This is a genomic window from [Actinomadura] parvosata subsp. kistnae, assembly GCF_900323885.1.
Lineage (GTDB): Bacteria > Actinomycetota > Actinomycetes > Streptosporangiales > Streptosporangiaceae > Nonomuraea > Nonomuraea composti.
The window spans coordinates 1-26254 of record NZ_OOHJ01000017.1 but is presented as its reverse complement, the minus strand read 5'-3'; the positions used below and the strand labels follow the sequence as shown (position 1 = coordinate 26254).

General features: G+C 72.5%; 24 protein-coding genes. 15 read left to right on the top strand and 9 right to left on the bottom strand.

Annotation, left to right across the window (positions count from 1 at the left end; genetic code table 11):
• Positions 1–15: 15 nt before the first annotated feature.
• Positions 16–885 (top strand): oxidoreductase, encoded by an 870-nt coding sequence (locus KIS93_RS20025; protein ID WP_186404351.1) that lies wholly within the window; start codon positions 16–18, stop codon positions 883–885.
• A gap of 19 nt (positions 886–904) precedes the next feature.
• On the opposite strand, the gene KIS93_RS20020 is transcribed toward KIS93_RS20025, so the two are convergent.
• Complete coding sequence (locus tag KIS93_RS20020; RefSeq protein WP_080037076.1) at positions 905–1651, bottom strand: class I SAM-dependent methyltransferase; 747 nt, start codon at positions 1649–1651, stop codon at positions 905–907.
• 122 nt (positions 1652–1773) lie between these two features.
• On the opposite strand from KIS93_RS20020, the gene add reads away from it, so the two are divergent.
• The 4 genes from add to KIS93_RS20000 all read left to right on the top strand — a co-directional run bounded on the left by add (position 1774) and on the right by KIS93_RS20000 (position 5865).
• Positions 1774–2817: an adenosine deaminase gene (add, locus tag KIS93_RS20015; protein ID WP_080037077.1), complete on the top strand. Its 1044-nt coding sequence runs from the start codon at positions 1774–1776 to the stop codon at positions 2815–2817.
• Positions 2818–2943: 126 nt separating this feature from the next.
• A complete protein-coding gene (locus tag KIS93_RS20010; RefSeq protein ID WP_080037078.1) occupies positions 2944–3192 on the top strand; it encodes a hypothetical protein in 249 nt (82 codons plus the stop codon).
• Positions 3193–3278: 86 nt separating this feature from the next.
• Positions 3279–5285 (top strand): hypothetical protein, encoded by a 2007-nt coding sequence (locus KIS93_RS20005; RefSeq protein ID WP_080037079.1) that lies wholly within the window; start codon positions 3279–3281, stop codon positions 5283–5285.
• 112 nt (positions 5286–5397) lie between these two features.
• Complete coding sequence (locus KIS93_RS20000) at positions 5398–5865, top strand: hypothetical protein (RefSeq protein ID WP_186404349.1); 468 nt, start codon at positions 5398–5400, stop codon at positions 5863–5865.
• A gap of 5 nt (positions 5866–5870) precedes the next feature.
• Here the strand turns inward: KIS93_RS20000 and pgl are convergent, their stop codons facing one another.
• The 6 genes from pgl to tkt are packed head-to-tail and all read right to left on the bottom strand — an operon-like array spanning position 5871 to position 13931.
• Positions 5871–6644 carry a 6-phosphogluconolactonase gene (gene pgl / locus KIS93_RS19995; protein WP_080037081.1) on the bottom strand — a complete coding sequence of 258 codons (774 nt, stop codon included), beginning with the start codon at positions 6642–6644 and terminating at the stop codon, positions 5871–5873.
• 23 nt (positions 6645–6667) lie between these two features.
• Entirely contained in the window at positions 6668–7582 is a 915-nt protein-coding gene (locus KIS93_RS19990) for a glucose-6-phosphate dehydrogenase assembly protein OpcA (protein ID WP_080037082.1), read from the bottom strand.
• Positions 7583–9184 carry a glucose-6-phosphate dehydrogenase gene (zwf, locus tag KIS93_RS19985; protein WP_080037083.1) on the bottom strand — a complete coding sequence of 534 codons (1602 nt, stop codon included), beginning with the start codon at positions 9182–9184 and terminating at the stop codon, positions 7583–7585.
• A 1-nt stretch (position 9185) separates the two neighbouring features.
• Complete coding sequence (locus tag KIS93_RS19980; protein ID WP_080037084.1) at positions 9186–10802, bottom strand: glucose-6-phosphate isomerase; 1617 nt, start codon at positions 10800–10802, stop codon at positions 9186–9188.
• On the bottom strand, positions 10802–11893 hold the full coding sequence (gene tal / locus KIS93_RS19975; protein WP_080037085.1) for a transaldolase: 1092 nt from the start codon (positions 11891–11893) through the stop codon (positions 10802–10804). Before tal ends, KIS93_RS19980 begins: the two co-directional genes overlap by 1 nt.
• Positions 11894–11900: 7 nt before the next feature.
• Positions 11901–13931: a transketolase gene (gene tkt / locus KIS93_RS19970; protein ID WP_230466450.1), complete on the bottom strand. Its 2031-nt coding sequence runs from the start codon at positions 13929–13931 to the stop codon at positions 11901–11903.
• Positions 13932–14310: 379 nt separating this feature from the next.
• Here tkt and KIS93_RS19965 point away from each other — a divergent pair, with 379 nt between their 5' ends.
• Together KIS93_RS19965 and KIS93_RS19960 are read left to right on the top strand one after the other, a co-directional pair.
• Positions 14311–15255: a heme o synthase gene (locus KIS93_RS19965; protein ID WP_080037087.1), complete on the top strand. Its 945-nt coding sequence runs from the start codon at positions 14311–14313 to the stop codon at positions 15253–15255.
• Positions 15256–15376: 121 nt separating this feature from the next.
• Positions 15377–16567, top strand: a complete 1191-nt coding sequence (locus tag KIS93_RS19960) for a PrsW family intramembrane metalloprotease (RefSeq protein ID WP_080037088.1) — start codon at positions 15377–15379, stop codon at positions 16565–16567.
• Here KIS93_RS19960 and KIS93_RS19955 read toward each other — a convergent pair.
• Positions 16543–16968 carry a SanA/YdcF family protein gene (locus tag KIS93_RS19955; protein ID WP_246005331.1) on the bottom strand — a complete coding sequence of 142 codons (426 nt, stop codon included), beginning with the start codon at positions 16966–16968 and terminating at the stop codon, positions 16543–16545. The genes KIS93_RS19960 and KIS93_RS19955 overlap by 25 nt on opposite strands.
• Before the next feature lie 57 nt (positions 16969–17025).
• A complete protein-coding gene (locus KIS93_RS19950) occupies positions 17026–18012 on the bottom strand; it encodes a COX15/CtaA family protein (protein ID WP_080037089.1) in 987 nt (328 codons plus the stop codon).
• A 113-nt stretch (positions 18013–18125) separates the two neighbouring features.
• Between KIS93_RS19950 and KIS93_RS19945 the strand changes: the two genes are divergently transcribed.
• From KIS93_RS19945 to KIS93_RS19905, 8 genes are read left to right on the top strand one after another with little or no spacing between them, the layout of a single operon-like run.
• Positions 18126–19274: an NAD(P)/FAD-dependent oxidoreductase gene (locus tag KIS93_RS19945; protein WP_080037090.1), complete on the top strand. Its 1149-nt coding sequence runs from the start codon at positions 18126–18128 to the stop codon at positions 19272–19274.
• Complete coding sequence (locus tag KIS93_RS19940; RefSeq protein WP_080037091.1) at positions 19271–19513, top strand: (2Fe-2S)-binding protein; 243 nt, start codon at positions 19271–19273, stop codon at positions 19511–19513. The genes KIS93_RS19945 and KIS93_RS19940 overlap by 4 nt, the downstream gene beginning before the upstream one ends.
• A 59-nt stretch (positions 19514–19572) precedes the next feature.
• Positions 19573–21342, top strand: a complete 1770-nt coding sequence (locus tag KIS93_RS65455) for an FAD/NAD(P)-dependent oxidoreductase (RefSeq protein WP_230466012.1) — start codon at positions 19573–19575, stop codon at positions 21340–21342.
• 28 nt (positions 21343–21370) lie between these two features.
• Positions 21371–22264, top strand: coding sequence for a dihydrodipicolinate synthase family protein (locus tag KIS93_RS19925; protein WP_080037093.1), 894 nt, complete (start codon positions 21371–21373; stop codon positions 22262–22264).
• A complete protein-coding gene (locus KIS93_RS19920; RefSeq protein ID WP_080037094.1) occupies positions 22261–23262 on the top strand; it encodes a proline racemase family protein in 1002 nt (333 codons plus the stop codon). The genes KIS93_RS19925 and KIS93_RS19920 overlap by 4 nt, the downstream gene beginning before the upstream one ends.
• Entirely contained in the window at positions 23262–24224 is a 963-nt protein-coding gene (locus KIS93_RS19915) for a proline racemase family protein (RefSeq protein ID WP_080037095.1), read from the top strand. Before KIS93_RS19920 ends, KIS93_RS19915 begins: the two co-directional genes overlap by 1 nt.
• Before the next feature lie 8 nt (positions 24225–24232).
• A complete protein-coding gene (locus KIS93_RS19910; protein ID WP_230466013.1) occupies positions 24233–25225 on the top strand; it encodes an ornithine cyclodeaminase family protein in 993 nt (330 codons plus the stop codon).
• A gap of 26 nt (positions 25226–25251) precedes the next feature.
• Positions 25252–25920 (top strand): GntR family transcriptional regulator, encoded by a 669-nt coding sequence (locus KIS93_RS19905; RefSeq protein ID WP_080037097.1) that lies wholly within the window; start codon positions 25252–25254, stop codon positions 25918–25920.
• Positions 25921–26254: the final 334 nt, after the last annotated feature.

Sequence of the window (26254 nt, the reverse complement as noted above, 5' to 3'; positions counted from 1 at the left end):
CCCTCTGGAGTGGCGATGGCGACGTGGACCCCCTCATCCATGCCCGACCTGACCGGCAAAAGGGCGGTCGTGACCGGCGCCAACAGCGGCATCGGCCTGCCCACCGCGCTCGAGCTGGCCCGCCACGGCGCCCACGTGATCGTCGCGGCCCGCAACCCCGTCAAGGGCGAGGAGGCGGTCCGGCAGATCCTGCGCGAGGTGCCCGGCGCGCAGGTCGAGCTCGGGGTGCTCGACCTGGCCGACCTCGGCTCCGTCAGGCGGTTCGCGGCCGGCGTGGACGCCCTGGACCTGCTCGTCAACAACGCCGGCATCGGCCTCGTCCCTCGGCAGCAGACCAAGGACGGCTTCGAGCTGCAGTTCGGCACCAACCACCTGGGGCACTTCGCGCTCACCGGGCTGCTCCTGCCCCGGCTCGCCGAGAGGCCCGGCGCGCGGGTGGTGACCGTGTCCAGCGACGCGCACGCCGCCGGCCGCATCGACTTCGACGACCTCGGCCTGGAGCGCGGCTACGGCCGCATGTCCGCGTACGCGCGCTCCAAGCTCGCCAACCTGCTGTTCGCCCTGGAGCTGCAACGGCGGGCCGACCGCGCCGGCGTCGACCTCAAGAGCACCGCCGTGCACCCCGGCACGGTCGCCACGAACTTCATGCGGGTCGGGCCGCTCCAGCCGCTCGTGAGACTCCTCCTGAAGTCGCCCGCCACCGGCGCCGTGCCCTCGCTGTACGCCGCCACTTCGCCGGACGTGCGCGGCGGCGAGTACTGGGGGCCCGGGGCCAAGCCGATGCGGGCGTCGGCGACGGCCCGGTCGGAGGAGCTGGCGGCGCGGCTGTGGGAGGTGTCGGCCGAGCTGACCGGCGTCCACTTCGAGCAACTGGCCGCCCGCTGACGGACGGCCGGGCAGGACCCTACTTGACGGCGCGTGCCAGGTAGGCGCAGACGGGAAACCCCTCTCGCTCGTACGGGGCCGCGAGCCGCAGATACTCGGCCCGGACGCGCCCCGCCACCTCGGGCGGCAACTCGCCCAGCATCCCGAACCTCGGCCCGCCCGCCCCGATCACGTCCGTCCACCAGGACGCCGGATCCACCTGGTGCCGCCACCGCACGGCCTCCACCTCCGCCTCCCCGAACCCGGCCTCCTCCAGCAGCGCGAGGAACAGCGGCGGCGTGTCGTGGGCGCTGAACGGGCGGGCCGGCGGCTCGTACGGGATGCCGGCGGCGGCGATGGCCTCGGTGAAGACGCTCGTGGCCGTCATCTCGTCGGACTTCCACCAGCTCAGCGCGAGCGCCCCGCCCGGTCGCAGCACGCGCCGCAGCTCCCGCAGCGCCGCCGGGGCGTCGGGCACGTGGTTGATGACGAAGTTTCCCGCCACGCAGTCGAACCGGTCGTCCTCGAACGGCAGCTCGGGCAGCGCCGCCTCGCGGATGGTCGCGTACGGGTGCCGCCGGGCGATCAGCTCCAGCATGGCCGGGTCGCGATCGACGGCCGTGACCTCGGCCCCCAGCGCGAGCGCCGCCGCCGTCACCACACCGGTGCCGCAGCCCACGTCGAGCAGCCGCCGCGCGCGGCCGTCACGGGCCGCGGCCAGGAGGGGGCCGACGGTGTGGGAGCTGAGGTGGGCGAAGCCGCGATCGTACGCTTCGGCGTTGGTCACCGGCCCAGCCTAGGCGTTGCGGGCCCGCCCGGCCTAGCCCGCCGCCGAAACTTGACAATCTGACGTGAGATTCCCCCTGAAACCCTGTTTTTCCCCGAAATGCCAGCCTTAATGTCGTCCGCATGACCACCGACACCCACATCGACCCCTCCATCGACGCCTTCATCGACGCCCTCCCCAAAGTCGAGCTGCACGTCCACCTGATCGGCTCCGCCTCGGTCGCGACCGTGCTGGAGCTGTCGCGCCGCCACCCCGGCAGCGCCGTGCCCACCACGGAGGAGGAACTGCGCGCGTTCTACCGCTTCGTCGACTTCCCGCACTTCGCCCGCGTCTACCGGGCCGTCAACGCCCTCGTCCGCGAGCCGGAGGACGTCGCCACCCTCGTCCTCGGCCTGGCCCGCGACCTCGCCCCTCAGGGCGCCCGCTACGTGGAGCTGCAGGTCACCCCGTACGCCCACCACATGGTCGGCATGCCGATGCGCGAGGTCACCGAGGCCCTCGACCTGGCCGCCCGCCGCTCACTGACCGAGCACGGCGTCGAGATGGCCTACATCTTCGACATCCCCGGCGAGTACGGCGAGGAGGCCGCCAGGATCACCCTCGACCACGCCCTCCAGGAACCTCCCGCCGCCCTGGTAGGTTTCGGCATCGGCGGCATCGAACAGGAACGCGTCAAGTTCCGCGACGCCTATCGCTCCGCCTTCACCGCCGCCCGCGCCGCCGGCCTGCACAGCGTCCCGCACGGCGGCGAGATGACCGGCCCCGAGACGATCTGGGAGGTCATCGACGGCTACGGCGCCGAACGCATCGGCCACGGCATCAACTGCCTCGCCGACCCCCGCCTGGTCGCCCACCTCCGCGACACCCAGCTCCCCCTGGACGTCTGCCCCACCTCGAACGTCTGCACCGGCCAGATCGCCCGCATCGAGGACCACCCGCTGCCCCGCCTGCTGGAGGAGGGCCTGTACGTGACCCTCAACAGCGACGACCCGCCCATGTTCGCCACCACCCTGGCCGAGGAGTACCGGGTGGCGCACCGGGTGTTCGGGTTCGGGGTGGAGGAACTGGCGGGGTTCGCGCGGAACGGGGTGCGGGCCTCTTACTTGGGGGAGGCACGCAAGCGGGAGCTCCTGGCCGAGATCGACGCGCTGGTGGCCGCCGGCTGAGGGCCGGCTCAATCGACGGACCGGTTTCTGTGAGCAGCATGACGCGGCGGTGACGGCATGGCACAGTGAATCGGATCGAAAAACAGGCGCGGAATTGTGCGTACGACTTGGCTGGGAGGTTTTCTCATGGCTACTCGGGCCGAGTTGGTGGACGCGTTGCGCCGCGCTCAGGAATTGTCGGATCAGCACTGGCATTGCCTCGACCGGCCGCTGCTGCAGATGTCGGGCGGGCGCACGTGGACGGGGCCGGTCGCCGACGTGTTCGCCGGTGACCTCGCCCATCAGCGCGCCGAGCTGTGGAGGGGTTTGCGCGGGGTCATCGACCATCTCCATGAAACGCTCGCGCACGTCACCGTGATGAGGCCGGCCGACTGATGCCCTTTTCCTCCATAGACCCGCGCGAAATTCATCAACTCGGGCAGGGCGTACAAAATGCTGGAAAAGGGCTCGCGGAATGCGCGGTGCGGCTCCGGGCGATTCTGAACGAGGTCGAACTCGACCATCCAGGTGTCGCCGCGATCGGCCGCGTCGGGCAGTGGCTGATCGAGCAGGCGCCCGACCTCTACCGGCGGCGCGACCTGGCGTACGAGGCCGAGAAGGTCGACGTGGACGTGTTCGGCAACCCGCTGCCGGGCGCGATCGTGCCGCCCGGCGCGGTGCGCGTCGACGAGGCGCGGATCATCCCCGCCCAGGTCCGCGCGCAGGCGGCCCAGGCGGCCGGGCTGATGGAGGCCGCCGCGCGCGGTGACGCGGGCGCGGCGGACCGGCTCGCGGCCTTCGAGGAGCGGATGTCCGACCCACGGTTCGCCACCGCCCTGATCGAGAAACTCGGCCCTCAGGGGCTGGCCATCCTGCCCGCCGCCATGGGCTCGCGAGTACGCCGGGCGCTCGACGCCGCCGACGGCTCGGCGGAGGCGGTCCGGCGGCACAATGGCGACGTGCTCGCCATGCTCGGCACAGCCCTGGCCACGGCGACCGACCTGAGCAAGGGCGCGCACGTCACCCGGCGCTTCCTGGAGGAGCTGAAGAAGCAGGGCCGCGCCGAGGTGCCGGTGCCCGGCATGGGCGGGCAGCTGACGGTCCACGGCTACTGGGCGATCGGCCAGATCCTCGCGGCGGCGTCCAAGGCGCCCTACAGCGGGTCGTTCATGACCACGATCGGCCACGACATGATCCGCTGGGACCGCGACTTCCTCAAGGCCAACGGCGAGTGGCCCCTGGCCCGTGACACCGACGCCTACGACCTGCCCGCGCCCATGGACACGCGGCCGTTCCCCGGCTCCGGCGACATCGGCGTCGCCGACCCGGTCGCCGCGCTGCTGACGGCCGCCGGCACGACCAGGGAGAGCGCGCAGGCGCTCATCGGCAGCAGAGACCTCCTGACGTACCTGATGAAGGAGCGGCGCCCCCAGTGGGCGATGGGGGACCACGGCGCGTCGCTGGGAGCGGCCATGGAGGCGGCGATGAAGGGGCCGGACGCCCCGTCCAAGCGGCTGGCCGTCATGGCGACGCAGATCTGGTCCGACCTCGTCGCCCCGCACATGACGCTGAACGACGCCGGCGACGTCGAGATCGAGGACCCGTCCGAGCTCGACCGGCTCTCCGGCGCCCGCCTCGCCATGGGCCGCATCCTCGCCGAGCACACCGACGACATCGTGTTCGCACACTTCCAGCGGCCCCCGCGGCTGCCCGACGACCAGCTCGCGGGCGAGGTGGACGGCCGGGCCACCGCCCGGTTCAACTCGACGGACCTCGACCGGGTGCTGCTCGACGTGGCCGTGGACGACGAGGCGTACCAGGCACTCCTGCACGCGCAGGTCGCGCACCTGCGCGGCAAGATCGACTACGGGCTGGCGACGCGCGACCAGGATATGACCGACAACATGATCGTGCTCGACTCCGGGGCGCTCGGCCACCTGACTGAGGCGCGCAGGATGGCCCTGGTGAGCTGGGGCCAGGAGGCCGACGCGGCCGACGAGGCGCTGCGCAAGCTGGTCGAGGCAGGGGCCGGGCTGGTGCCGATCCCTTTCGCGCAGCAGGTCGGCAAGCTCGGGGTCAAGGCGGCCGACAACCTCTACGACAGCTTCGTCAGGAACGGCTACGCCAAGGCCGGCGACTGGCTGGTGGAGCAGAGCGGGCACGGCGGAGGCAAGGCGATGAGAGCCCACAGTGAGGCCGCGACGGATCACATAGCCGCCCGAGAGCTGGTGAAACAGATGCTCGCCTCATCCACCGTGGCGCACGGCGCGTATGAGCGCGTCGACCTTGATCAGCCCTTCGTGGTCGGCGACCCGCCGACAGTGAAGGACCCGCTCCTCATGAGCACAGACGAATATGAGAGTTTCGCCCACTGGATGGCGAAGAACACCACCGTACCGGCCGATCACGAGAAGGCGCAGCAGTCCGCCGCCACCGGCGCCGACACCCTCCAGGAGAACATCAAGGCGGAGATGGCCGGCGATGATTAGCCGTTCCGCGCGCCGGCTGTGCGCGGCCGGCGCGCTCGTGCTGGCCACCGCATGCACGCCGGACACACCTGTGCAGCCTCCGAAGCCGCGCCCCCTGCCCGTCCGGGGCACCGTGACCGACCGCCCGCCCTACCTCTGCTACTTCATCCCTCAGGCGGCTGTGGCGGAGCTGACCGGTTACACCGGCGCCTATCGGGCGGGTGACGACAAACGCGATCCTCAGGGCTACAGCTGCGTCATATCGAACGACGAACAAGGGATTTTCATCACCAGCTACGACGTCTCGTCCCCGCGGCGGATCATCGAGCGGTTCATGGAGTTCGCGAAGAATCGAAACCCGGCCGATCTCCCCAAGGAGCTCGGCACAGGGCTGATCAGCGACTTCGACATCCGCCTCTACCCGTACCGGACGATCGAGGCGTGGTTCCGCTGCGGATCCAAGAACGCGCTCATCGGCATCACCGTCAAACGCAACCCCGCCCGCGACCAGGACCACGACCTGGTGCAGCTCATGAAGATAGCCCAGCGGCGGTTCGCCGAGATGTTCGGATGCGATCTCGGCGAACCACCACCTCGCTGACAAGGTCAGGGTGAGGCGATCCGCCCGAGCCCCGGCGGGATCTTCCCGGCCGCCGCCCGGTCCAGGAGGAACAGGGTGCGGCCGCGGCCGCGGGCGCCGGCGGCCGGCACCTGGACGGGGCCGGACTCCGACAGGGCGAGGCGGACGGCGCCGGACTTCTCCTCGCCGGCCGCCACCACCCACACCTCGCGGGAGGCCTGGATGGCGGGCAGGGTGAGGGAGATGCGGGTGGGGGGCGGCTTGGGGGAGCCGTGGACCGCCACCACGGGGCGGGTGTCGTAGAGGGCGGGCATGCCCGGGAACAGGGAGGCCACGTGGGAGTCGGGGCCCATGCCGAGCAGCATGACGTCGAAGCTCGGCACCGGCCCGTGGTCCTCGGGGCGGGCGGCGGCGCGCAGCTCGGCGGCGTACGCGTCGGCCGACTCCTCGGCCGTCATGCCCGAGTCGGGGCCGCGCATGACGTGCACCCGGGCGGGGTCCACGTCGACGTGGTCGAGCAGGGCGGCGCGGGCGCCGGTCTCGTTGCGTTCCTTGTCGCCGTCGGGCAGGAAGCGTTCGTCGCCCCACCAGATGTCGAGGCGGCGCCAGTCGACGGCGTCTCGCGCGGGGGTGGCGGCGATGGCGGCGAGGGTGGCGATGCCGACGGTGCCGCCCGTCAGGACGATCGAGGCGGAGCCCTTGGCCGACTGGACGTCGACGAGCCGGGTGATGATCCGCGCGGCGACGGCCTTGGCCAGGACGTCGGCGTCGCGGTGCACGACGATGCCGGGAACGCTCATGGTCGTCTCCCCTTGAAGTGCCGTCATCCCTTGTACGTCCTCGCGAACCGCTTGACCGCGGCCTCGTAGATCTCGTCGGTGTCGAGCCTGCGCAGCTCCTCGGCCATCAGCTCGGAGGTCTGCCGCCGGGCGAGGGCGACGTTCCTGTCGGGCTGGCCGGGGCGGGAGAGCGTGGCCAGGCGGGCGTCGTTGCGGACGACCGCGAGCTCGCCCTCGCCGAGCTGCAGGCGCACGGCGGTCAGGCCGGGGCCGGGGGAGTCGACGACCTTGATGGTGGCGCCGAGCCGCTCCGACAGCCAGGCGGCCAGCAGCGGCGCGCTCGGGTGGCCGGCGGCGGCCTCGACGACGCCCTTGCGGACGCGGCCGACCGGCTGGTCGAACGCGGCGGCCAGGAGGCTGCGCCAGGGCGTGAGCCGGGCCCAGGCCAGGTCGGTGTCGCCGCGGGCGTAGCCGCGGGCGCGGGTGACGAGCGACTTGACGCCGCCGTCGTCGAAGCCCTTGGCGTCGGTGATGCGGCGCTGCGCCAGCGCCCCGATCGCGTCCTTGGACGGCACGTCGGGCGCGGCGCCCGGCCACCACGCCACGACCGGCGTGTCGGGCAGCAGCAGCGGGCTGACCACGGAGTCGGCGTGGTCGGTGAGCTCGCCGTACAGGCGCAGCACGACGACCTCGCCGGGCGTGTTCTCGCCGATGCGCAGCTCGGCGTCGAGCCTGATGGCCTCCTCGGGCTCCCGCTTGATCACGATGATGATGCGCGACGGGTGCTCGCGGGCCGCCTCGGTGGCGGCGCGCAGCGCGTCGTACTGGTGGCGCTCCTCGCAGACGACGACGAGCGTGAGCACCATGCCGATGGCGGGCGCGCCCATCTGGTGGCGCAGATGGGTGAGCTGGGCGGCGATCTTGCCGGCCGTGGTGTCGGTGAGCATGAAGGTCGTCATTTAGAGCCTCCTCCACACGCGGCCGTCGCGGGCCATCATCGCGTCGGCCGACTCGGGCCCCCACGAGCCGGACTCGTAGGGCTCCGGCTGCCCCTGCGTGGCCCAGAACTCCTCGATCGGGTCGAGGATGTTCCACGACAGCTCCACCTCCCGCTGGTGCGGGAACAGCGGCGGATCACCGATCATGACGTCGAGCAGCAGCCGCTCGTACGCCTCCGGCGACGACTCCAGGAACGACTCGCCGTAGGCGAAGTCCATGGACACGTCGCGCACCTCCATCGCCGTGCCCGGCACCTTGGAGCCGAACCGCACGGTGATGCCCTCATCGGGCTGGACCCGGATGACCAGCGCGTTCTGGCCGAGGATCTCGGTGTCGTCCTTGCTGAACGGCAGGTGCGGCGCCCGCTGGAACACCACGGCCACCTCGGTGACGCGGCGGCCGAGGCGCTTGCCGGTGCGCAGGTAGAACGGCACCCCGGCCCAGCGCCGGTTGGCGATCTCCAGCTTGATGGCGGCGTACGTCTCGGTGATCGACTCCGGCGAGATGCCCTCCTCCTGGAGGTAGCCGACCACCTTCTCGCCGCCCTGCCAGCCGGCGGAGTACTGGCCGCGCGCGGTGTTGAGGCCCAGGTTGGCGGGCAGCCGCACGGCCTTGAGCACCTTCTCCTTCTCGCGGCGCAGCGAGTTGGCCTCGAAGGAGGTCGGGTCCTCCATGGCGACGAGCGCGAGGAGCTGCAGCAGGTGGTTCTGGATCACGTCGCGGGCGGCGCCGATGCCGTCGTAGTAGCCGGCCCGGCCGCCGATGCCGATGTCCTCGGCCATCGTGATCTGCACGTGGTCGACGAAGCTGCGGTTCCAGATCGGCTCGTAGAGGTTGTTGGCGAACCTCAGGGCCATGATGTTCTGGACGGTCTCCTTGCCCAGGTAGTGGTCGATCCGGAAGATCGAGCTCTCCGGGAAGGCGGAGGTGGTGATCTCGTTCAGCTCGTGCGCCGACTTCAGGTCGTGCCCGAACGGCTTCTCGATGACGACGCGCCGCCACGAGCCCTCGGGCGCGTCGGACAGGCCGGTGCGCTTGAGCTGCTCCACCACCACGGGGAAGAACTTCGGCGGCACCGACAGGTAGAAGGCGTAGTTGCCGCCCGTGCCGCGGGTCTCGTCGATCTCGGCCAAGGCCATGGCCAGCGCGTCGAACGCCCCGTCGTCCGAGAACTCGCCGGGAACGAAATGGATGCCCTCGCGGATCTGCTTCCAGACCTCCTCGCGGAACGGCGTCCGGGCATGCGCCTTGACGGCGTCGTGCGTCAACTGGGCGAAATCCTGGTCTTTCCAATCGCGCCGGGCGAACCCGACCAGCGAGAAGCCGGGCGGCAGCAGCCCCCGGTTCCCCAGGTCGTAAATCGCCGGTAGCAGCTTGCGCTTGGCCAGGTCACCCGTCACGCCGAACAACACCATCACACATGGTCCCGCCACCCGCGGCAGCCGCTTGTCGCGCGGGTCGCGCAGCGGGTTGGCGGCCGCCACTTCCTCAGTGGTGGCGGTGCCCGCGACGGCCGCCGCCACGGTGGCGGCCTCCTCCGCGGGTGCTGCCGGGTCTGTCATCTCAAGCCTCCTGTGCGGCCTCGAGCAAGCGCGCGACACCCGCCGCGCGGTCGGTCAAATGCAGGCGTACGGCCGGTCGCCCGCGGGTCTCCAGCGCCCCCAGGTCCCCCAGCGCCTGGGCGAGCTGGAGCCGGCCCAGAGTGTACGGCCTGCCGGGCACGGCGACGTCTTCCGTCACCGCCCCCGTGATCTGCAGGAACACGCCGTTCTGTGGCCCGCCCTTGTGGTACTGCCCGGTGCGGTGCAGGAACCGCGGCCCCCATCCGAACGTCACCGGCCGGTCGGTGCGCAGCGCGAGCAGCGTCCGCAACGTCAGCGGATCGGCCATCATCCACGCGTCGGTCATCTGCTCGAAGTCGGCCCCGTCGGGGACGGGGGCGTCGAAGGCGGCCAGCCGGTCGAGATAAGCCGTGATCGCCAGGTAGCCGTCGCCGGGGATCGCGTGCAGCAGCTCGGCGAACAGCCCCGGCAGGTCCTTGGCCGTCGGCGCGCCGTAGACCTCGACCGGGCCGTCCACGAAGGCGGGCGCGCCGGCCGGCAGGTCGGGCAGGGCCAGCAGGGCGGCGGTGTCGTCGCCCGGCTCGGCCACGTTCGGCCGGTCGAGCGGGTCGACCTCCAGCAGCAGCGCGGCGACGGCGGCGGCGTACTCCCACACCAGGAACTGCGCGCCCAGCGGCCCGTCCACGCGCACGTCGCCGACGTCGGACTCGATGGCGACGACGAGCTCGTCGCCGGTCCTGTTGGGGTCGGCGCCGACGACCGGCAGGATGCCCCTGCCCTGCTTGCCGGTCGACTCGGCGACGAGCTGCTCGATCCAGTCGGGCAGCCCGAAGATGGGTGAGAGCTGGTCCTCCAGGACCAGCTTGTCGCGGCCGGCCAGCGCCGCGCCGCCGAGCGCCGCCCCCAGGTCGAGGCCCGGGTTGCCGCTGTCGAGCGACAGCAGCGGCAGCACCTCTTCGGCGTCGTCGAGCAGCCGCGCCACGTCGGCGCCCGCCAGCGCGGCCGGCACCAGCGCGAACGCCGACAGCCCCGAGTGGGGCAGGCCGGCGCCGGCGGGGGCGGGCACCAGCGCGAAGCCGCCGTCGGCGGCCCGCCGCGCCAGCGGCGAGCCCGGGTCGGTGACGACCACGACGCGCCCCGCCGGGTCGAGGCCCGCGTCGGCGAACAGCCGCTCGTAGATCCGCAGCTGGGCGTCGGTCTCCACGGCCGTGCCGCCCTGGTCGGCCACGACCACGACCGTGGACTCCAGGCTCTCGGTCAGCGCGCGGCGGACCTGCCCGGGGTCGGTCGTGTCGAGCACGGTGAGCGGCACGTCGCCGGTGGCGCAGATGACCTCCGCCGCCGCCGACGAGCCGCCCGTCCCGGCGAGGACCACGTTCGTGCGGCCCTCGGCGCGGGCCCTCGCCGCGAGCTCGCCCAGGGCGGGCAGCAGCTCGCGGGAGGAGCGGAGCGGCGTCAGCCGGACAGGCCGGCCGGGCGTCGCCTCCGCTTCGGCGTCCTCACCCCACACCGTGGGGTCGCCGGCGGCGAGCCGCGCGGGCACGCCGTCGGCGACGAGGCGCCCCGCGACGGAGGAGGCGGCCGAAGCCACCCCCTCCTCGCGGTAGGAGACCTCCATCACGGAACCAGGTTCTTGGTGACGCTCTCGAGCAGCTCGTTCCAGGACGCCTCGAACTTCTCCACGCCCTCGTCCTCAAGGACCTTCACCACGTCGTCGTAGTCGACGCCGGCGTCCTTGAGCGCGGCCATGGTGTTCCAGGCCTGCTCGTAGAACGGGCGGACGGTGTCGCCGGTGACGTTGGCGTGGTCGGCCGTGGCGTCGAGCGTCTTCTCCGGCATCGTGTTGACGGTGCCGGGGGCGACGAGCTGGTCGACGTACATGGTGTCGGAGTACTCGGGGTTCTTGACGCCGGTCGAGGCCCACAGCGGGCGCTGCGGGCGGGCGCCGGCGCCGCGCAGACGCTGCCAGCGCTCGGAGTTCATGACCTCCTCGAACGCCGCGTACGCCAGGCGCGCGTTGGCGATGCCCGCCTTGCCCTTCAGCTCCGGCTTGCCGAGCTTGTCGAGGCGCTTGTCGATCTCGGTGTCGACGCGGCTGACGAAGAACGAGGCCACCGACTCGATCGTGGCGAGGTTGAGGCCCTTGGCCTGCGCGGCCTCCAGGCCCGCCAGCCAGGCGTCCATGACCGCGCGGTAGCGCTCCAGGGAGAAGATCAGCGTGACGTTGACGCTGATGCCCTCCGACAGCGCCTGCGTGATCGCGGGCAGGCCCTCGACCGTGGCCGGGATCTTGATCATCAGGTTGGGCCGGTCGACCAGCCACCACAGCGCGCGGGCCTCGGCGATCGTCTTCTCGCTGTCGCGGGCCAGGCGCGGGTCCACCTCCAGCGACACGCGGCCGTCCACGCCGCCGCTGGCGTCGTAGACCGGGCGCAGCACGTCGGCGGCCCAGCGGATGTCGTACGTGGTGATCGCGCGGACCGCCTCGCCCACCTCGACGCCGCGTACGGCCAGGTCGTGGAGCTGGGTGTCGTAGGCGTCGCCCTTGCTGAGGGCGTTGGCGAAGATCGTCGGGTTGGAGGTCACCCCGACGACGTTCTTCTCGCGGATCAGCTGCTCGAGGTTGCCGGTGCGCAGGCGCTCACGGCTGATGTCGTCGAGCCAGATGGCAACGCCCTGGCCGGACAGCTTGTTGAGGATCTCGCTCATCTCTTCTTCAGTTTCCCGTCGTCTCGCCCTTGTCCTGACCCAGCTTGGCCAGGCTCGCCTTGGCCGCCGCCGCGACGCGCTCAGCCGTCAGCCCGAACTGCTCGTACAAAGTCTTGTACGGGGCAGAAGCACCGAAGTGTTCGAGGCTGACCACCTCGCCGCACTCGCCGACGTACTCGTGCCAGCCGAGCGCGATGCCCGCCTCGACCGCCACCCGAGCCCGGATCGACGAAGGCAGAACCGTCTGCCTGTATGCGGAGTCCTGCCCGTTGAACCACTCGACACACGGCATCGACACCACTCGCGTGGGGATGCCCTGCGCCTCCAGCAGCTCCTGCCCGTTCAGCGCGATCTCGACCTCGCTGCCCGTGGCGATGAGGATGACCCTCGGCTGGCCGTCGGACGCCTCGCGCAGCACGTAGCCGCCGCGGGCCACGCCCTCGGCGCTGGTGCCCTCGACGACCGGCAGGTTCTGCCTGGTCAGCGCGAGCGCGGCGGGGCGGTCGGTGTGCTCCAGCACGGCCTTCCACGCGTACGCCGTCTCGTTGGCGTCGGCCGGGCGCACCACGTCGAGGCCGGGGATCGCGCGCAGCGCCCACAGGTGCTCGATCGGCTGGTGGGTGGGGCCGTCCTCGCCGAGGCCGATGGAGTCGTGCGTCCACACGTACGTGACCGGCAGCTTCATCAGCGCGGCCAGGCGCACGGCGGGGCGCATGTAGTCGGAGAAGACCAGGAACGTGCCGCCGTAGGGGCGGGTGCCGCCGTGCAGCGCGATGCCGTTGAGGATGGCGCCCATGGCGTGCTCGCGGATGCCGAAGTGCAGCGTGCGGCCGTAGCGGTTGCCCTTGAAGTCCTTCGTCTGGAACTCCTCGGGGATGAAGGACGGCTCGCCCTTCATGGTGGTGAGGTTGGACTCGGCCAGGTCGGCCGAGCCGCCCCACAGCTCGGGCAGCACCGGGGCCAGCGCGTTGAGCACCTCGCCGGACGCCTTGCGGGTGGCGATGGAGGCGCCCTTCTCGAACGACGGCAGCGCGGTGGCCCAGCCGGCCGGCAGCTCGCGGCGGGAGATGCGGTCGAGCTCGGCGGCGCGCTCGGCGTTGGCCAGGCGCCACTCGGCGTAGGTCTTCTCCCACTCGGCGTGCTCGGCGCGGCCGCGCTGGGCGACGCCGCGGGCGTGCTCCAGCACCTCGGCCGGCACGTCGAACGACTTGGCCGGGTCGAGGCCCAGCACTTCCTTGGTGGCGGCCACCTCGGCCTCGCCCAGGGCGGAGCCGTGGATCTTGCCGGTGTTCTGCTTGTTGGGGGCGGGGTAGCCGATGATCGTGCGCAGCCGGATGAACGACGGCCGGTCGGTCTCCGCCCGGGCGGCCTGGAGGGCGTCGTAGAGGGCCTGGACGTCCTCGACGTACTCGCCGGTGGCGGTCCAGTCGACGCTCTGCGTGTGCCAGCCGTAGGCCTCGTAGCGCTTGACCACGTCCTCCGACAGGGCGATCTGCGTGTCGTCCTCGATGGAGATGTGGTTGTCGTCGTAGACGACGACGAGGTTGCCCAGCTTCTGGTGGCCGGCGAGGGAGCTGGCCTCGTGGCTGATGCCCTCCTCGATGTCGCCGTCGCTGACGAAGCACCAGATGTTGTGGTCGAACGGCGAGGTGCCCGGCTCGGCCTCGGGGTCGAACAGGCCGCGCTCGCGGCGGGCGGCCATGGCCATGCCGACCGCGTTGGCGATGCCCTGGCCCAGCGGGCCGGTGGTGGTCTCCACGCCCGCGGTGTGGCCGTGCTCGGGGTGGCCCGGCGTCAGGCTGTCCCACTGGCGCAGCCGCTTCAGGTCGTCCAGCGTCAGGCCGTAGCCCGACAGGTAGAGCTGGATGTAGAGCGTCAGGCTGCTGTGGCCGCACGACAGCACGAAACGGTCGCGTCCGAGCCAGTTGGGGTCGGTCGGGTCATGGCGCATCACACGCTGGAACAGCAGGTATGCGGCGGGGGCCAGACTCATGGCGGTGCCGGGGTGACCCGAGCCCGCCTTCTCCACGGCGTCCATGGCCAGGGCTCGAACGACGTCGACCGCCTTCTTGTCGAGGTCGGTCCATTCAAGGGCTGGCACGAGTTCGGTGCTCAAGTGCTCGATCTCCGGAATCTAGTTGTCATTGGATACGGCTGTCCCGCCCGGGCCGGCCGCGGGCGGCGGCCTGCCGCAGGTTGCGCTGCCCGCGCCATACACCGGACCATAACCGAGGGGTGCCGGTGATCGATTCCCATTACACCCTCGTGTGTCCATGCACGGCGCAAAGCCCCCCATTGGCCGGACCGGCCTCCCCTGCGACTACAGTTTGTTTGTTCGCAGGGGCGTCACCGGCGCCCGCCCATGGATCCGCTCTTATCAGAGGTTACGCGTTGACTTCCGACAGGCTGGAAGCGCCTTGACGGTGCTGACCAACAGGCAGGCGACGGCCCCATCACAGCAGGTGAAGGCGCCGCGCTCGATCGGCATGATCGTCAAGGCCTACATCGCGCTCACCAAGCCGCGGGTCATCGAGCTGCTGCTGATCACGACACTGCCGGTGATGTTCCTCGCAGCGGGCGGCCTGCCGCCGCTGTGGGAGTCGATCTGGGTCATGGTGTTCGGCACCCTATCGGCAGGAAGCGCCAACGCGCTCAACTGCTACATAGACCGCGACATCGACCAGAAGATGCGCCGCACCCGCCGCCGGCCCCTGGCCCGGCACCAGGTCTCGCCGCGCGCCGCGCTCGTCTTCGGGCTCGTGCTGGGCGTCGTCTCCACGGTGGGCCTGTGGGTGACCACCAACTGGCTGGCCTCGATGCTGTCGCTCGGCGCCATCCTGTTCTACGTCCTGGTCTACTCGCTGGTGCTCAAGCGGCGCACCGCCCAGAACATCGTGTGGGGCGGCATCGCGGGCTGCATGCCGGTCATGATCGGCTGGGCCGGCATCACCGAGCGGCTCGACTGGGCGCCGCTGGTGCTGTTCGGGGTGGTGTTCTTCTGGACGCCCCCGCACACCTGGACGCTGGCCATGCGCTACAAGGAGGACTACGCGGCGGCCAAGGTGCCGATGCTGCCCGTGGTCGCCACCGAGCGGCGGGTCATCGTCGAGTCGATCATCTACACGTGGGCCACCGTGCTGTGCTCGCTGGCGCTGTGGCCGGTGGCCGGCACCACGCTGTTCTACCCGATCGTGGCGGCCGTGCTGGGCGTGATGTGCCTGGTCGAGGCGCACCGCCTGCTCGGGCGGCTGAACGCCGGCAAGAGCGGCGTCGACCTGCGGCCGATGCGGTTCTTCCACTGGTCCAACGCCTACCTGGCGCTGCTGTTCCTGGCGGTGGCGATCGACCCGCTGCTCGCCTGACCCGCGGTGGGAGTCCCGCCGGGCTCCCCGCCCCCGGCCTCATGTCTGGACGGTGACGAGTGGCTATCCGACGCCGCAGGTCCGCACGGCCCCCGGCACCCTGATCCGTTAAAGTCACCCTATGGCGACCCGTGATCCACGCTGGGTGTTGAAGGACCGCCCGTCGTTCGCGTTGATCATCGGGCTGGTCCTCACCGGCATCTGCGCCCTGGTCTCGTTCTCCTTCGACGTCTTCAACGGCGCGCCGGTGCAGTTCTTCATCGCCCTCATGCTGGCGCTGGCCCCGGTGCCGCTGCTGCTGGCGGCCGTGCTGGCGCTCGACCGCATGGAGCCCGAGCCGCGCAGCAACCTCATCTTCGCCTTCGCCTGGGGCGCCGGCATCGCCGTGCTCGTGGCCGGCGTGATCAACTCCCTCAACCTGCACTACATCATCGACACCGCCAAGCTGTCGGAGGCCAGCGCCCGCAACCTCGCGGCCACCTTCGGCGCGCCCGTGGTGGAGGAGACGATGAAGGGCCTGGTGCTGCTGGGCCTGCTCAGGTTCCGCCGGGCCGAGCTCGACGGGCCCACCGACGGCGTCATCTACGCCAGCATGGTCGGCCTCGGCTTCGCCATGAGCGAGAACGTCAGCTACTACCTCGGCGCGCTGTCCACCTCCGGCGTCAAGGGCCTGGCCGTCACGGTGGTGCTGCGCGGCATCCTGTCGCCGCTGGCGCACCCCCTGTTCAGCTCCATGATCGGGGTCGCCGTCGCGTACGCGGCGCAGCGGCAGGGGCCCGAGCGCAGCACGTACGTGCTGGCCGGCTGGACGGCCGCGATGATCCTGCACGGGCTGTGGAACGGCCTGGCCTCCTACGGCGGGTTCCCCGGGCTCGTGGTCGCCTACCTGGCGCTGCTGGTCGTGCTGGTGGTGCTGATCGGCGTGGTGTTCCGCGACCGGCGCCGGATCGTGGCGCTCATCCAGCGCTACCTGCCGGCGTACGAGCCGACCAAGCTGGTCACCCAGGCCGACATCTACATGCTCTCGGCCTTCTCCCGGCGCCGCCAGGCCCGGCAGTGGGCCCGCGCCCACGGCGGCAAGCCGGGGCTGCGGGCCATGCGCGACTACCAGCTCGCCGCCACCGAGCTGGGCCTGCTGCACGAACGGGCGGCCCGGCACATGGTCGACGAGCACACCTTCCACGAGGAGCAGCGGGCGCTGCTGGAGTGCATGAGCACCGCCCGCGCCGACTTCCCGGTGCCGGAGGTGCACGCCCGCTCGGTGGCCAGGGGCTCACCGCCGCCCGGCTACGCGCCCGGCGCGCCCGGCTGAGCCAGGACGCGTTCCAGGGAGACCTCGCGCGGGCCGGGGAAGACCGGCTCGGAGTGCAGGATCATCGCGTCGGCGAAGGCCTTGGCGGTGGCGAGCAGCTCGCGGGCGGCGCTCGCGTACGTGGTCACGGCCCAGCGCCTGGCCGAGTCGTCGCCCGCCCCGAACGCCTCCAGCCCCGCCGTCCTGCACAGCGTGACCGCCCGTGGGATGTGGAAGTCCTGGGTGACCACCGTCACCCGCCGCGCCCCGAACACCTGGCGGGCCCGCACGCACGAGTCCCACGTGTCGAAGCCGGCGTAGTCGAGCACCATCACGGCGTCGGGCACGCCCTTGGCGCGCAGGTGGTCGCGCATGGCGGTGGGCTCGTCGTACTCGCGGCGGCTGTTGTCGCCCGACAGCACACCCCTTCTGGGCCGGGGGAGTGGCGGACACGACACCACATACCCTGGCATATCCGCTCAGACGACGGCGGCCGCTTCGGTGGGGGAGGGGCTGACGGAAGAAGACTCGGGGTCACGGGACCGCAGCGAGGTGGTGACCCGCAGCGCGGCGATCCACACCAGCGTCGAGCCGAGCACGTGCAGCAGCACCAGCGCCGCCGGCACGGCCAGGAACCACTGCGTGTAGCCGATGGCGCCCTGCAGCAGCTCCACGCCGAGCAGCGCCAGCGCCGCCCGCCTGGCCGCCCGGGGCGCCCCGGTCACGTGCAGGGCGAACAGCAGCGCGAACGTCAGCCCGACCACGACGTAGGCGATGTCGGCGTGCAGCCGGGCCACCGCCTCGATGTCGAGGTCGAAGCGCGAGGCCATCTCGTCGCCCGAGTGCGGCCCGGTGCCGCTGACGCCGACGCCGATCACCAGCAGCGCGAACACGGCCGCCAGCAGCGCGTGCCCGAGCCTGCGGACGTCGCGGTGGGTGATCAGCCGGGCCGGGCCGTCGCCCTCGCCGGCGCGGGCGTACAACATCCAGCAGGCCGCGATCAGGCCGCTGGAGATCAGGTAGTGCATGCCGACGGTGAACGGGTTGAGCATGGTGTTGACCACCAGCCCGCCCCACAGGGCCTGCGCGATGATGCCGATCGGCTGCAGCCAGGCCAGGCGCACCAGCGAGGCGCGGCGCGGCCGCATCCGCACGGCGGCCAGCCAGCAGGCGATGCCCACCGCCAGCACCAGGAACGTCAGCAGCCGGTTGCCGAACTCGACCGCCATGTTGAGCGGCGAGACCTCGGGGTGCATGACCGGGATGAAGCTGTCGGGCGTGCACCTCGGCCAGGTCGGGCAGCCCAGCCCGGACTCGGTGACGCGCACGCCCGCGCCGGTGACCGTGATGCCCGCGTTGACCACCACGGACGCCAACGCCCAGCCGCGCATCGAGCGCGTGGTCGGCGCCCAGAAGGACCGGATGAACCGCACGGCGGGGTTGGAGGTGTCGGTGGGTAGCTTCACGTCATCGATGGTAGGGGCCGATGTGGCCGGTCCCGCCACCGGGAACCGGCTTGTCCTGCCCCGGGCTTCTCAAGCCCGCAAGGTATGTGACATATTACTGATAGGAGGTGGTGATGTCCGACGTGATCGTCGTCGGCGCGGGAGTGGTGGGGGCGGCCTGCGCCTACTACGCCGCGCGGGCCGGCCTCGACGTGACCGTGATCGACCGGGGGCCCGTGGCCGGTGGCACGACGGGCTCGGGCGAGGGCAACGTCCTGGTCTCCGACAAGGAGCCGGGGCCCGAGCTGGAGCTGGCCGTGCTGTCCAACCGGCTGTGGCGCTCGCTGGCCGAACTGGGCGGGTTCGAGTTCGAGCCCAAGGGCGGGCTCGTCGTCGCCGAGACCGAAGAGGTCCAGCGGCAGCTCACCGAGCTGGCCGGCAAGCAGGGCGTCGAGCACACCCTCGTCCCGGCCCAGGAGCTGCGCTCCTTCGAGCCGCACCTCGCCGAGGGCCTGGCCGGCGGCGTGTACTACCCGCAGGACGCCCAGGTGCAGCCCATGCTCGCCGCCGCCACCCTGCTGCGGCACGGCGCCGACAGCTTCGGCCACGGCACGCTGCGGCTGCGGCTCGGCGCCACCGTCACCGGCTTCCTGCGCTCAGGGGACCGGGTGACGGGCGTGCGCACCACGCAGGGCGACGTGCTCGGCGACGCCGTCGTCAACGCGGCCGGCACCTGGGGCGGCGAGGTCGCCGCCCTGGCCGGCGCCCACCTGCCGGTGCTGCCCCGACGCGGCTTCATCCTCGTCACCGAGCCCCTGCGCGAGCCGCTCATCCGGCACAAGGTCTACACCGCCGCCTACGTCACCAACGTGGCCAGCGACTCCGCCGGCCTGGAGACCTCCGCCGTCGTCGAGGGCACCCCCGCCGGGACCGTGCTCATCGGGGCCAGCAGGGAACGCGTCGGGTTCGACCGGACGACGTCCGTGCCGGTGCTGGCACGGCTGGCCGAGCAGGCGGTCGCGCTCTTCCCCGCGCTGCGCGACGTGCGGGCCATCCGGTCCTACTGCGGGTTCCGGCCGTACTGCCCCGACCACCTGCCCGTCATCGGCGCCGACCCGCGCGTGCCGGGCCTCTACCACGCGTGCGGCCACGAAGGGGCCGGCATCGGGCTCGCGCCCGCCACCGGGCACCTGCTCGCCCAGCTCCTCGCCGGCGAGCGGCCCGACCTCGACCTGCACCCCTTCCGCCCCGACCGCTTCCCCGCCGCCGAGGAGGCCGCATGACCTTCCACATCACCGTCGACGGCCGGCCCGTGCCGGTCGTGCCCGGCCAGACGATCGGCGCGGCCCTGCACGCCGCCGGGGTCCGGTCGTGGCGCACCACCCGCTTCGGCGGGCGGCCGCGCGGGCTGTTCTGCGGCATCGGGGTCTGCTTCGACTGCCTGATCTCCGTCAACGGGCGGCCGCCCGAGCGGGCGTGCCTCCTGGAGGCCGAGCCAGGGGACGAGGTGAGCACGGCATGACGTCCGGAGCCATGCCTCACGACAGCGGGCCCCACGGCCCCGAGCCTTACGATCTTGTGGTGGTCGGCGGTGGGCCCGCCGGCGTGGCGGGCGCGCTCACGGCGGCGCTGGCCGGGCTGCGGGTGGCCCTCGTGGACTCCGGGCCGAGGCTCGGCGGCCAGTACTTCCGCCACCCCGCCGTGCCTGGGCGCGCGGCCGGGCTCGACCGGTTCCTGCGGCAGGCGCGGGCCCTCGACGCGCGCGCCGACGTGCTGCTGCGGCACCAGGTGTGGGCCGCGTCCCGCGAGCCGGACGGCGACCTCCTGATCCACTGCGCCACCCGGCACGCCGCCGCCCCGACCCGGTACGCCGCCACCCCGACCCCGAACCCGAGCGCGACGCTCCGCGACGCAGGCGCGATGCGCCGGGACGGCGGTGCGATGCGCGAGCAGGCCGGCGCGACCCACAGGGACGCCGCTGCGGCGGCCGGAGGTGCCGCTGGGGCGGGCCGGGAGGAGCGGGCGGTGGTGCTGCGGGCGCGGCGGCTGCTGATCGCGACCGGCGCGCACGACCGGCCGCTGCCGTTCCCCGGGTGGGACCTGCCCGGGGTGCTCACCGCCGGCGGCGCGCAGGCGCTGCTCAAGGGCGGCGGCGTCGTCGCCGGGCGGCGGATCGTCGTGTCCGGCACCGGGCCGTTCCTGCTGCCCGTCGCCTCCGGGCTGGCCGGGGCGGGCGCGCGGGTGCTCGGCGTGTACGAGGCGAACGGCGGTCTCGGGCTGGCCCGGCACCCGCTGCTGGCCCTGGGCAAGGCCGGGGAGGTGGCCGGGTACGCGGCGGCGCTGGCCCGGCACCGGGTCCCGTACCGGACGCGCCAGGCGGTCGTCGCCGCCCACGGGGAGCGCGAGGTGGAGGCCGTCACCGTCGCCCGCCTCGACCGGGACTGGAACGTGACCGCCACGCACGTCGTCGAGTGCGACACCCTCGCCGTGGGGTACGGCTTCGTGCCGCAGATCGAGCTGGGCACCCAGCTCGGCTGCCAGACCCGCCACGACGTGGACGGCAGCCCCGTGCTCACCGTGGACGCCACGCTCCGCACCACCGTGCCGGGGGTGTGGGCGGCGGGCGAGCCCGTCGGCGTGGGCGGCTGGCGCCTGGCCGAACTCGAGGGCCGCCTCGCCGGCCGCGCCATCGCCGCCGACGCCCGCACCGCCGGCATCCACGGCACCGCTCGCACCTTCCGCACTGCCGGCACCGCCGCGACCTCGGGCATCGCGAGCACCGCCGACACCTCGGGCATCGCGAGCACCGCCGACACCTCGGGCATCGCGAGCACCGCCGACACCTCCGGAATCGCCGGCGCGCTCCCCACCGTCGACGCCGAGCCGAGCGGCGCGCCCGCGACCAGCGGTGTGCCCGCGACGGGCGCCGACGTCGGTGGTGCGCGCGCGGCCGGTGCCGGAGTGGGCGGCGGAGGGGTGGTGGCGGTCGTGCCGCCGGTGTTCGCGCGCAGGCGGGAGCGGTGGCGGGCGTTCGGGGAGGCGCTGCAGCGCGCGTACCCTGTCAAGCCCGGCTGGCAGGGGTGGCTGCGGGACGACACGCTCGTGTGCAGGTGCGAGGAGGTGCCGCTGGCCCGGGTACGTGAGGCGCAGGCGCTCGGCGCCACCGACGCGCGCTCGGTCAAGCTGCTGGCCCGCCCCGGCATGGGCTGGTGCCAGGGCCGCATCTGCGGTTACGCCGTGTCCTGCCTGGCAGGGGAGCAGCCCCAGCCGCCTCGCCGCCCGATCGCCCAGCCCGTGACCCTCGGCGCCCTGGCCTCGCTCGCCGCCCCCGACGACCATCCCGCTCACTGAACCCCCCGCACACCTGGAGGACATCCCCATGGATCACCGCAGCAAGCCCTGGCAGGGCGTCATGGTCGCCACCGCGCTGCCCCTGCGCGAGGACCTGTCGGTCGACTACGACGGCTACGCGGAGCACTGCCGCTGGCTGGTCGCGAACGGCTGTGACGGCGTCGTGCCGAACGGCTCGCTCGGCGAGTACCAGACGCTCACCCCGCAGGAGCGCACCAGGGTGATCGAGACGGCCGTCGAGGCCGTGGGCGGCGCGAACGTGATGGCGGGGGCGGGCGCGTACGGCGCCGCGGAGTCGCGCCGCTGGGCGGAGCAGGCGCGCGAGGCGGGCTGCGGCTCGGTGCTGCTGCTGCCGCCGAACTCCTACCGGGCCGACGAGCGGGCCGTCGTGGAGCACTATCGCGAGGTGGCCAAGGCGGGCCTGCCGGTGGTGGCCTACAACAACCCCTACGACACGAAGGTGGACCTGACTCCCGCGCTGCTGGCCAGGCTGCACGAGGAGGGGCTGATCGTGGCGGTCAAGGAGTTCAGCGGCGACGTGCGCAGGGCGTACGAGCTGGCGGAGCTGGCACCGGGCCTGGACCTGCTGGTCGGCTCCGACGACGTGCTGCTGGAGCTGGCCGTGGCCGGCGCGGTGGGCTGGATCGCCGGCTACCCGAACGCGTTGCCCGCCTCCAACTCCGCCCTCTACCGTGCCGCCGTGGCGGGCGACCTGGAGACGGCGCTGCCGCTGTACCGGACCCTGCATCCGCTGCTGCGCTGGGACTCCAAGACGGAGTTCGTTCAGGCGATCAAGCTGTCCATGGACGTGGCGGGACGCCACGGCGGCCCGTGCAGGCCGCCCAGGCAGCCCCTGACCGGCGAGCAGGCGGCTATTGTGCGTGCGGCGACCGAGAAGGCACTGGCGGAAGGGCTGCGATGAGGACCAAGCGCGTTTTCCACGCCGTCGACTCCCACACCGAGGGCATGCCCACCCGGGTCATCACGGGCGGCATCGGCGTGATCCCCGGCGCGAGCATGGCGGAGCGGCGCGTCTACTTCCGCGACCACCTCGACCACATCCGCACGCTGCTGATGACGGAGCCGCGCGGCCACTCGGCCATGAGCGGCGCCATCCTGCAGCCGCCGACGAGGCCGGACGCCGACTACGGGGTGCTGTTCATCGAGGTGTCGGGGCTGCTGCCGATGTGCGGGCACGGCACGATCGGCGTGGCGACGGTGCTGGTCGAGACCGGCATGGTGGAGGTGGTCGAGCCGGTCACGACCGTGCGGCTGGAGGTGCCGGCCGGGCTCGTCGAGGTGGACGTGGCCGTCGAGGACGGCATGGCCAGGTCGGTGACGCTGCGCAACGTGCCCTCGTACTGTGACCGGCTGGACGCGAAGGTGAGCGTGCCGGGGTTCGGGGAGATCCCGTACGACCTCGCGTACGGCGGCAACTTCTACGCCATCGTCAACCTCGACCACTACGGCCTGCCGTTCGACCGCAAGGCCAAGAACGAGATCATCGCGGCCGGCCTGGCGACCATGGAGGCCATCAACGCCGCCGACGAGCCCGTGCACCGGGAGGACTCCCGCATCCGCGGCTGCCACCACGTGTATTTCGCCGCCCCCGGCTCCGACGCCCGCCACTCGCGGCACGCGATGGCGATCCACCCGGGCTGGTTCGACCGCTCGCCGTGCGGCACCGGCACCAGCGCCCGCATGGCGCAGCTGCACGCCAGGGGCGAGCTGCCGCTCGGCCAGGACTTCACGAACGAGTCGTTCATCGGCACCCACTTCGTCGGCCGGCTGCTGGAGGAGACCACGGTGGGCGGGCGGCCGGCCGTGCTGCCGTCGATCACCGGGCGCGCCTGGATCACCGGGACCGCCCAGTACTTCCTCGACCCGCGCGACCCGTTCCCGGCCGGGTTCGAGCTCTGATGCTGACGACCGTCGACTACCACACGGCGGGGGAGCCGTTCCGGGTCGTGACGGGCGGCGTGCCCGACATTCCCGGCGCCACCGTGCTCGACCGGCGCACCGCCGCGATGGCCGAGCTCGACGGCGTGCGGCGGCTGCTGTGCAACGAGCCGCGCGGGCACGCCGACATGTACGGCTGCTTCCTCGTGCCCCCGGACGACCCGGGGGCGCGCTTCGGCGCGCTGTTCTGGCACAAGGACGGCTTCTCCACCGCCTGCGGGCACGGCACGATCGCGCTGGGCGTGCACGCGGTCCGCGAGGGGCTGGTCGAGGCCGCCCCGGACGGCGTGACGGACGTGGTGATCGACGTGCCGTCGGGACGCGTCACGGCCCGGGTGCGGCTGGCCGGAGGCCGGATCGAGGGCGTCACGTTCGTCAACGTGCCCTCGTTCGTGCTGGCGAGAGACGTGCCGGTCGCGGGCGTGCGCGCCGACCTCTCCTACGGCGGCGCGGTCTACGCGTCCGTACGCGCGGCGGACCTCGGCCTGGCGGTCGAGCCCGCGCACGTGAACGCGTTCATCGGGCACGCCCGGCGGATCAAGGCGGAGCTGGCCGGGCACCCGGCGGCCCGGCACCCGTCCGACGAGCGGCTGTCCGGCGTGTACGGGGTGATCTTCCACGACGACCTGCCGGACGTGGACGGGGTCAGGCGGCAGCGCAACGTCACCGTGTTCGCCGATGGCGAGGTGGACCGCTCGCCGTGCGGCTCGGGCACCGCCGCGCGGATGGCGCTGCTGCACGAGGACAAGGTGATGCAGCTGGTCCATGAGGGCATCGTGGGCGGCGTGTTCACCGCCCGCGTGCGGGAGGAGACGGATGCGGGCGTGATCGTGGAGGTCGACGGCATGGCGTACCGGACCGGGAGGCACGTCTTCGAGCTCGACCCCGGCGACCCGTTCCCGGCCGGGTTCACCCTGAGATGAGCGGGTCGATGAGCGGGGCGATGAGCGGGGCGATGAGCGGGCTCGCCTACTTCGACGCCGCGACGGTGGAGCGGCTGGTGCCGATGGGCCGGGCCGTGACCGTGCTGGAGGAGGCGCTGCGGGCCGGGCTCGACCCGGAGGCGACGCCGCGGCGGCCGATCGTCGACCTGCCCGCCGGGCAGCTGCTGCTCATGCCCGCCGCGACGCGCTCGTACGCGGGGGTCAAGGCGGTCACCATCGCGCCGGGGAACGCGACGCGGGGGCTGCCCCGGATCCAGGGCACGTACCTGCTGTTCGACGGTGAGACGCTGGCGCCGCTGGCGGCCATGGACGGGATCGCGCTCACCTCGCTGCGCACGCCCGCCGTCTCCGCGCTCGCCGTCCGGCACCTGGCCGAGCCGGACGCGCGGCGGCTGGTGGTGTTCGGGAGCGGGCCGCAGGCGTACGGGCACGTGCTGGCGCTGCGGGAGGTGCGGCCGGTGCGGGACGTCACGGTCGTCGCCCGCGACCCGGGCCGCGCCGAGGCGCTGGCCGCCCGCTGCCGCGATCTGGGCCTGACGGCCCGCGCCCTGCCGGCCGGGCAGCCGGAGGCGGGAACGGCCGAGCAGCCGGCAGCGTTCGCGGAGGCCGTGGCGGCGGCCGATCTGATCGCGTGCTGCACCACCGCGAGGCACCCCCTGTTCCCCGGTAAGCTCGCCCGCGACGGCGTCACCGTCGTCGCGGTCGGCTCGCACGAGCCCGACGCCCGTGAGCTGGACGGCGACCTGGTCGCCCACGCCACCGTGGTCGTCGAGTCGAGGGCGTCCGCCCTGGAGGAGGCCGGTGACGTCATCGTGCCGATCCGCCAGGGTACGATCACTTCTCATCATCTCGCCGGTAACCTCGCCGACCTGATAGCCGGAAGGGTAGGGGCCGGTCCGGGACCGCGCGTGTTCAAGAGCACGGGTATGGCGTGGGAAGACCTCGTGGTCGCGGCCGCCGCTTACGAGGCGCGCACATGAGAGCGGACAGAGAAGGGGATGGGCCGATGGCTGCCGAGGACCGGCTCGACCTGCCGATGGTGGGAGAGCGGCAGAGCCTGCGCGAGCAGGTCGCGCACGCGTTGCGAGCCGCGCTGATCACCGGCGAGATGCGGCCGGGGGTGGTCTACTCCGCGCCGGTGCTGGCCGCCCAGTTCGGCGTCTCGGCCACGCCCGTGCGCGAGGCGATGCTCGACCTGGCCAAGGAGGGCCTGGTCGAGGCCGTGCGCAACAAGGGCTTCCGCGTCACGGAGCTGTCCGATCGCGACCTCGACGAGCTGACGGAGATCCGCCAGCTCATCGAGGTGCCGACGGTGGCCCGGCTCGCCGACAGCGCGCGGGCGGAGGAGTTCGAGCGGTTGCGGCCCATCGCGGAGGAGATCGTCTCGGCCAGCGAGCGGGGCGACCTGCTCGCGTACGTGGACGCCGACCTGCGCTTCCACGTGGAGCTGCTGTCGCTGTGCGGCAACGCCCACCTGGTCTCGGTGGTGCGCGACCTGCGCAACAGAGCCAGGCTCTACGGCCTGTCGCAGCTGTCGGAGCGCGGCACGCTGGGCGACTCGGCCAGGGAGCACCTGCAACTGCTGGACGCGCTCAAGAGCGGCGACGGAGCCGCCGTCGGGCACCTGATGGCCGAGCACATCGGCCACGTCCGCGGCATCTGGGCCGAGCACTGACCTTCCGCGTCTCTGGTCCGAACGTTTCTGGTCCGGACGTTTCTGCTCCGAACACTGAGCGCAAGTTCCGACATTCAGGGATCGGGCACTCCCGGATGGCGGTAATCTCGATGCGGACCTGCCGAGCGACGCCTTGAGGCGAGCGCCGGCGGCCCTGCCATCCCGGTCCGCCATCGGCGGATCATGCGGCATCATGCCTGGTCAAGCGGACACCCGCACTCCGCTGACCTCCATGGGCTCGGCACACCCCGCCCACCGAGCCGAGCCCACCGCCGCGCGCCCGAGACCCCATCCCACGGGCGCGCGGCGGCCCTCATGACCGCTTGCGACGCGG

Bases quoted from the DNA above. Each gene is read 5' to 3' on its own strand.
- KIS93_RS20025 (WP_186404351.1), top strand. From the start codon at position 16: ATGGCGACGTGGACCCCCTCATCCATGCCCGACCTGACCGGCAAAAGG.
- add (WP_080037077.1), top strand. From the start codon at position 1,774: ATGACCACCGACACCCACATCGACCCCTCCATCGACGCCTTCATCGAC.
- KIS93_RS20010 (WP_080037078.1), top strand. From the start codon at position 2,944: ATGGCTACTCGGGCCGAGTTGGTGGACGCGTTGCGCCGCGCTCAGGAA.
- pgl (WP_080037081.1), bottom strand. From the start codon at position 6,644: ATGAGCGTTCCCGGCATCGTCGTGCACCGCGACGCCGACGTCCTGGCC.
- KIS93_RS19990 (WP_080037082.1), bottom strand. From the start codon at position 7,582: ATGACGACCTTCATGCTCACCGACACCACGGCCGGCAAGATCGCCGCC.
- zwf (WP_080037083.1), bottom strand. From the start codon at position 9,184: ATGACAGACCCGGCAGCACCCGCGGAGGAGGCCGCCACCGTGGCGGCG.
- KIS93_RS19980 (WP_080037084.1), bottom strand. From the start codon at position 10,802: ATGGAGGTCTCCTACCGCGAGGAGGGGGTGGCTTCGGCCGCCTCCTCC.
- tal (WP_080037085.1), bottom strand. From the start codon at position 11,893: ATGAGCGAGATCCTCAACAAGCTGTCCGGCCAGGGCGTTGCCATCTGG.
- tkt (WP_230466450.1), bottom strand. From the start codon at position 13,931: ATGGACGCCGTGGAGAAGGCGGGCTCGGGTCACCCCGGCACCGCCATG.
- KIS93_RS19960 (WP_080037088.1), top strand. From the start codon at position 15,377: ATGGCGACCCGTGATCCACGCTGGGTGTTGAAGGACCGCCCGTCGTTC.
- KIS93_RS19945 (WP_080037090.1), top strand. From the start codon at position 18,126: ATGTCCGACGTGATCGTCGTCGGCGCGGGAGTGGTGGGGGCGGCCTGC.
- KIS93_RS19940 (WP_080037091.1), top strand. From the start codon at position 19,271: ATGACCTTCCACATCACCGTCGACGGCCGGCCCGTGCCGGTCGTGCCC.
- KIS93_RS19925 (WP_080037093.1), top strand. From the start codon at position 21,371: ATGGATCACCGCAGCAAGCCCTGGCAGGGCGTCATGGTCGCCACCGCG.
- KIS93_RS19920 (WP_080037094.1), top strand. From the start codon at position 22,261: ATGAGGACCAAGCGCGTTTTCCACGCCGTCGACTCCCACACCGAGGGC.
- KIS93_RS19915 (WP_080037095.1), top strand. From the start codon at position 23,262: ATGCTGACGACCGTCGACTACCACACGGCGGGGGAGCCGTTCCGGGTC.
- KIS93_RS19910 (WP_230466013.1), top strand. From the start codon at position 24,233: ATGAGCGGGGCGATGAGCGGGGCGATGAGCGGGCTCGCCTACTTCGAC.
- KIS93_RS19905 (WP_080037097.1), top strand. From the start codon at position 25,252: ATGGCTGCCGAGGACCGGCTCGACCTGCCGATGGTGGGAGAGCGGCAG.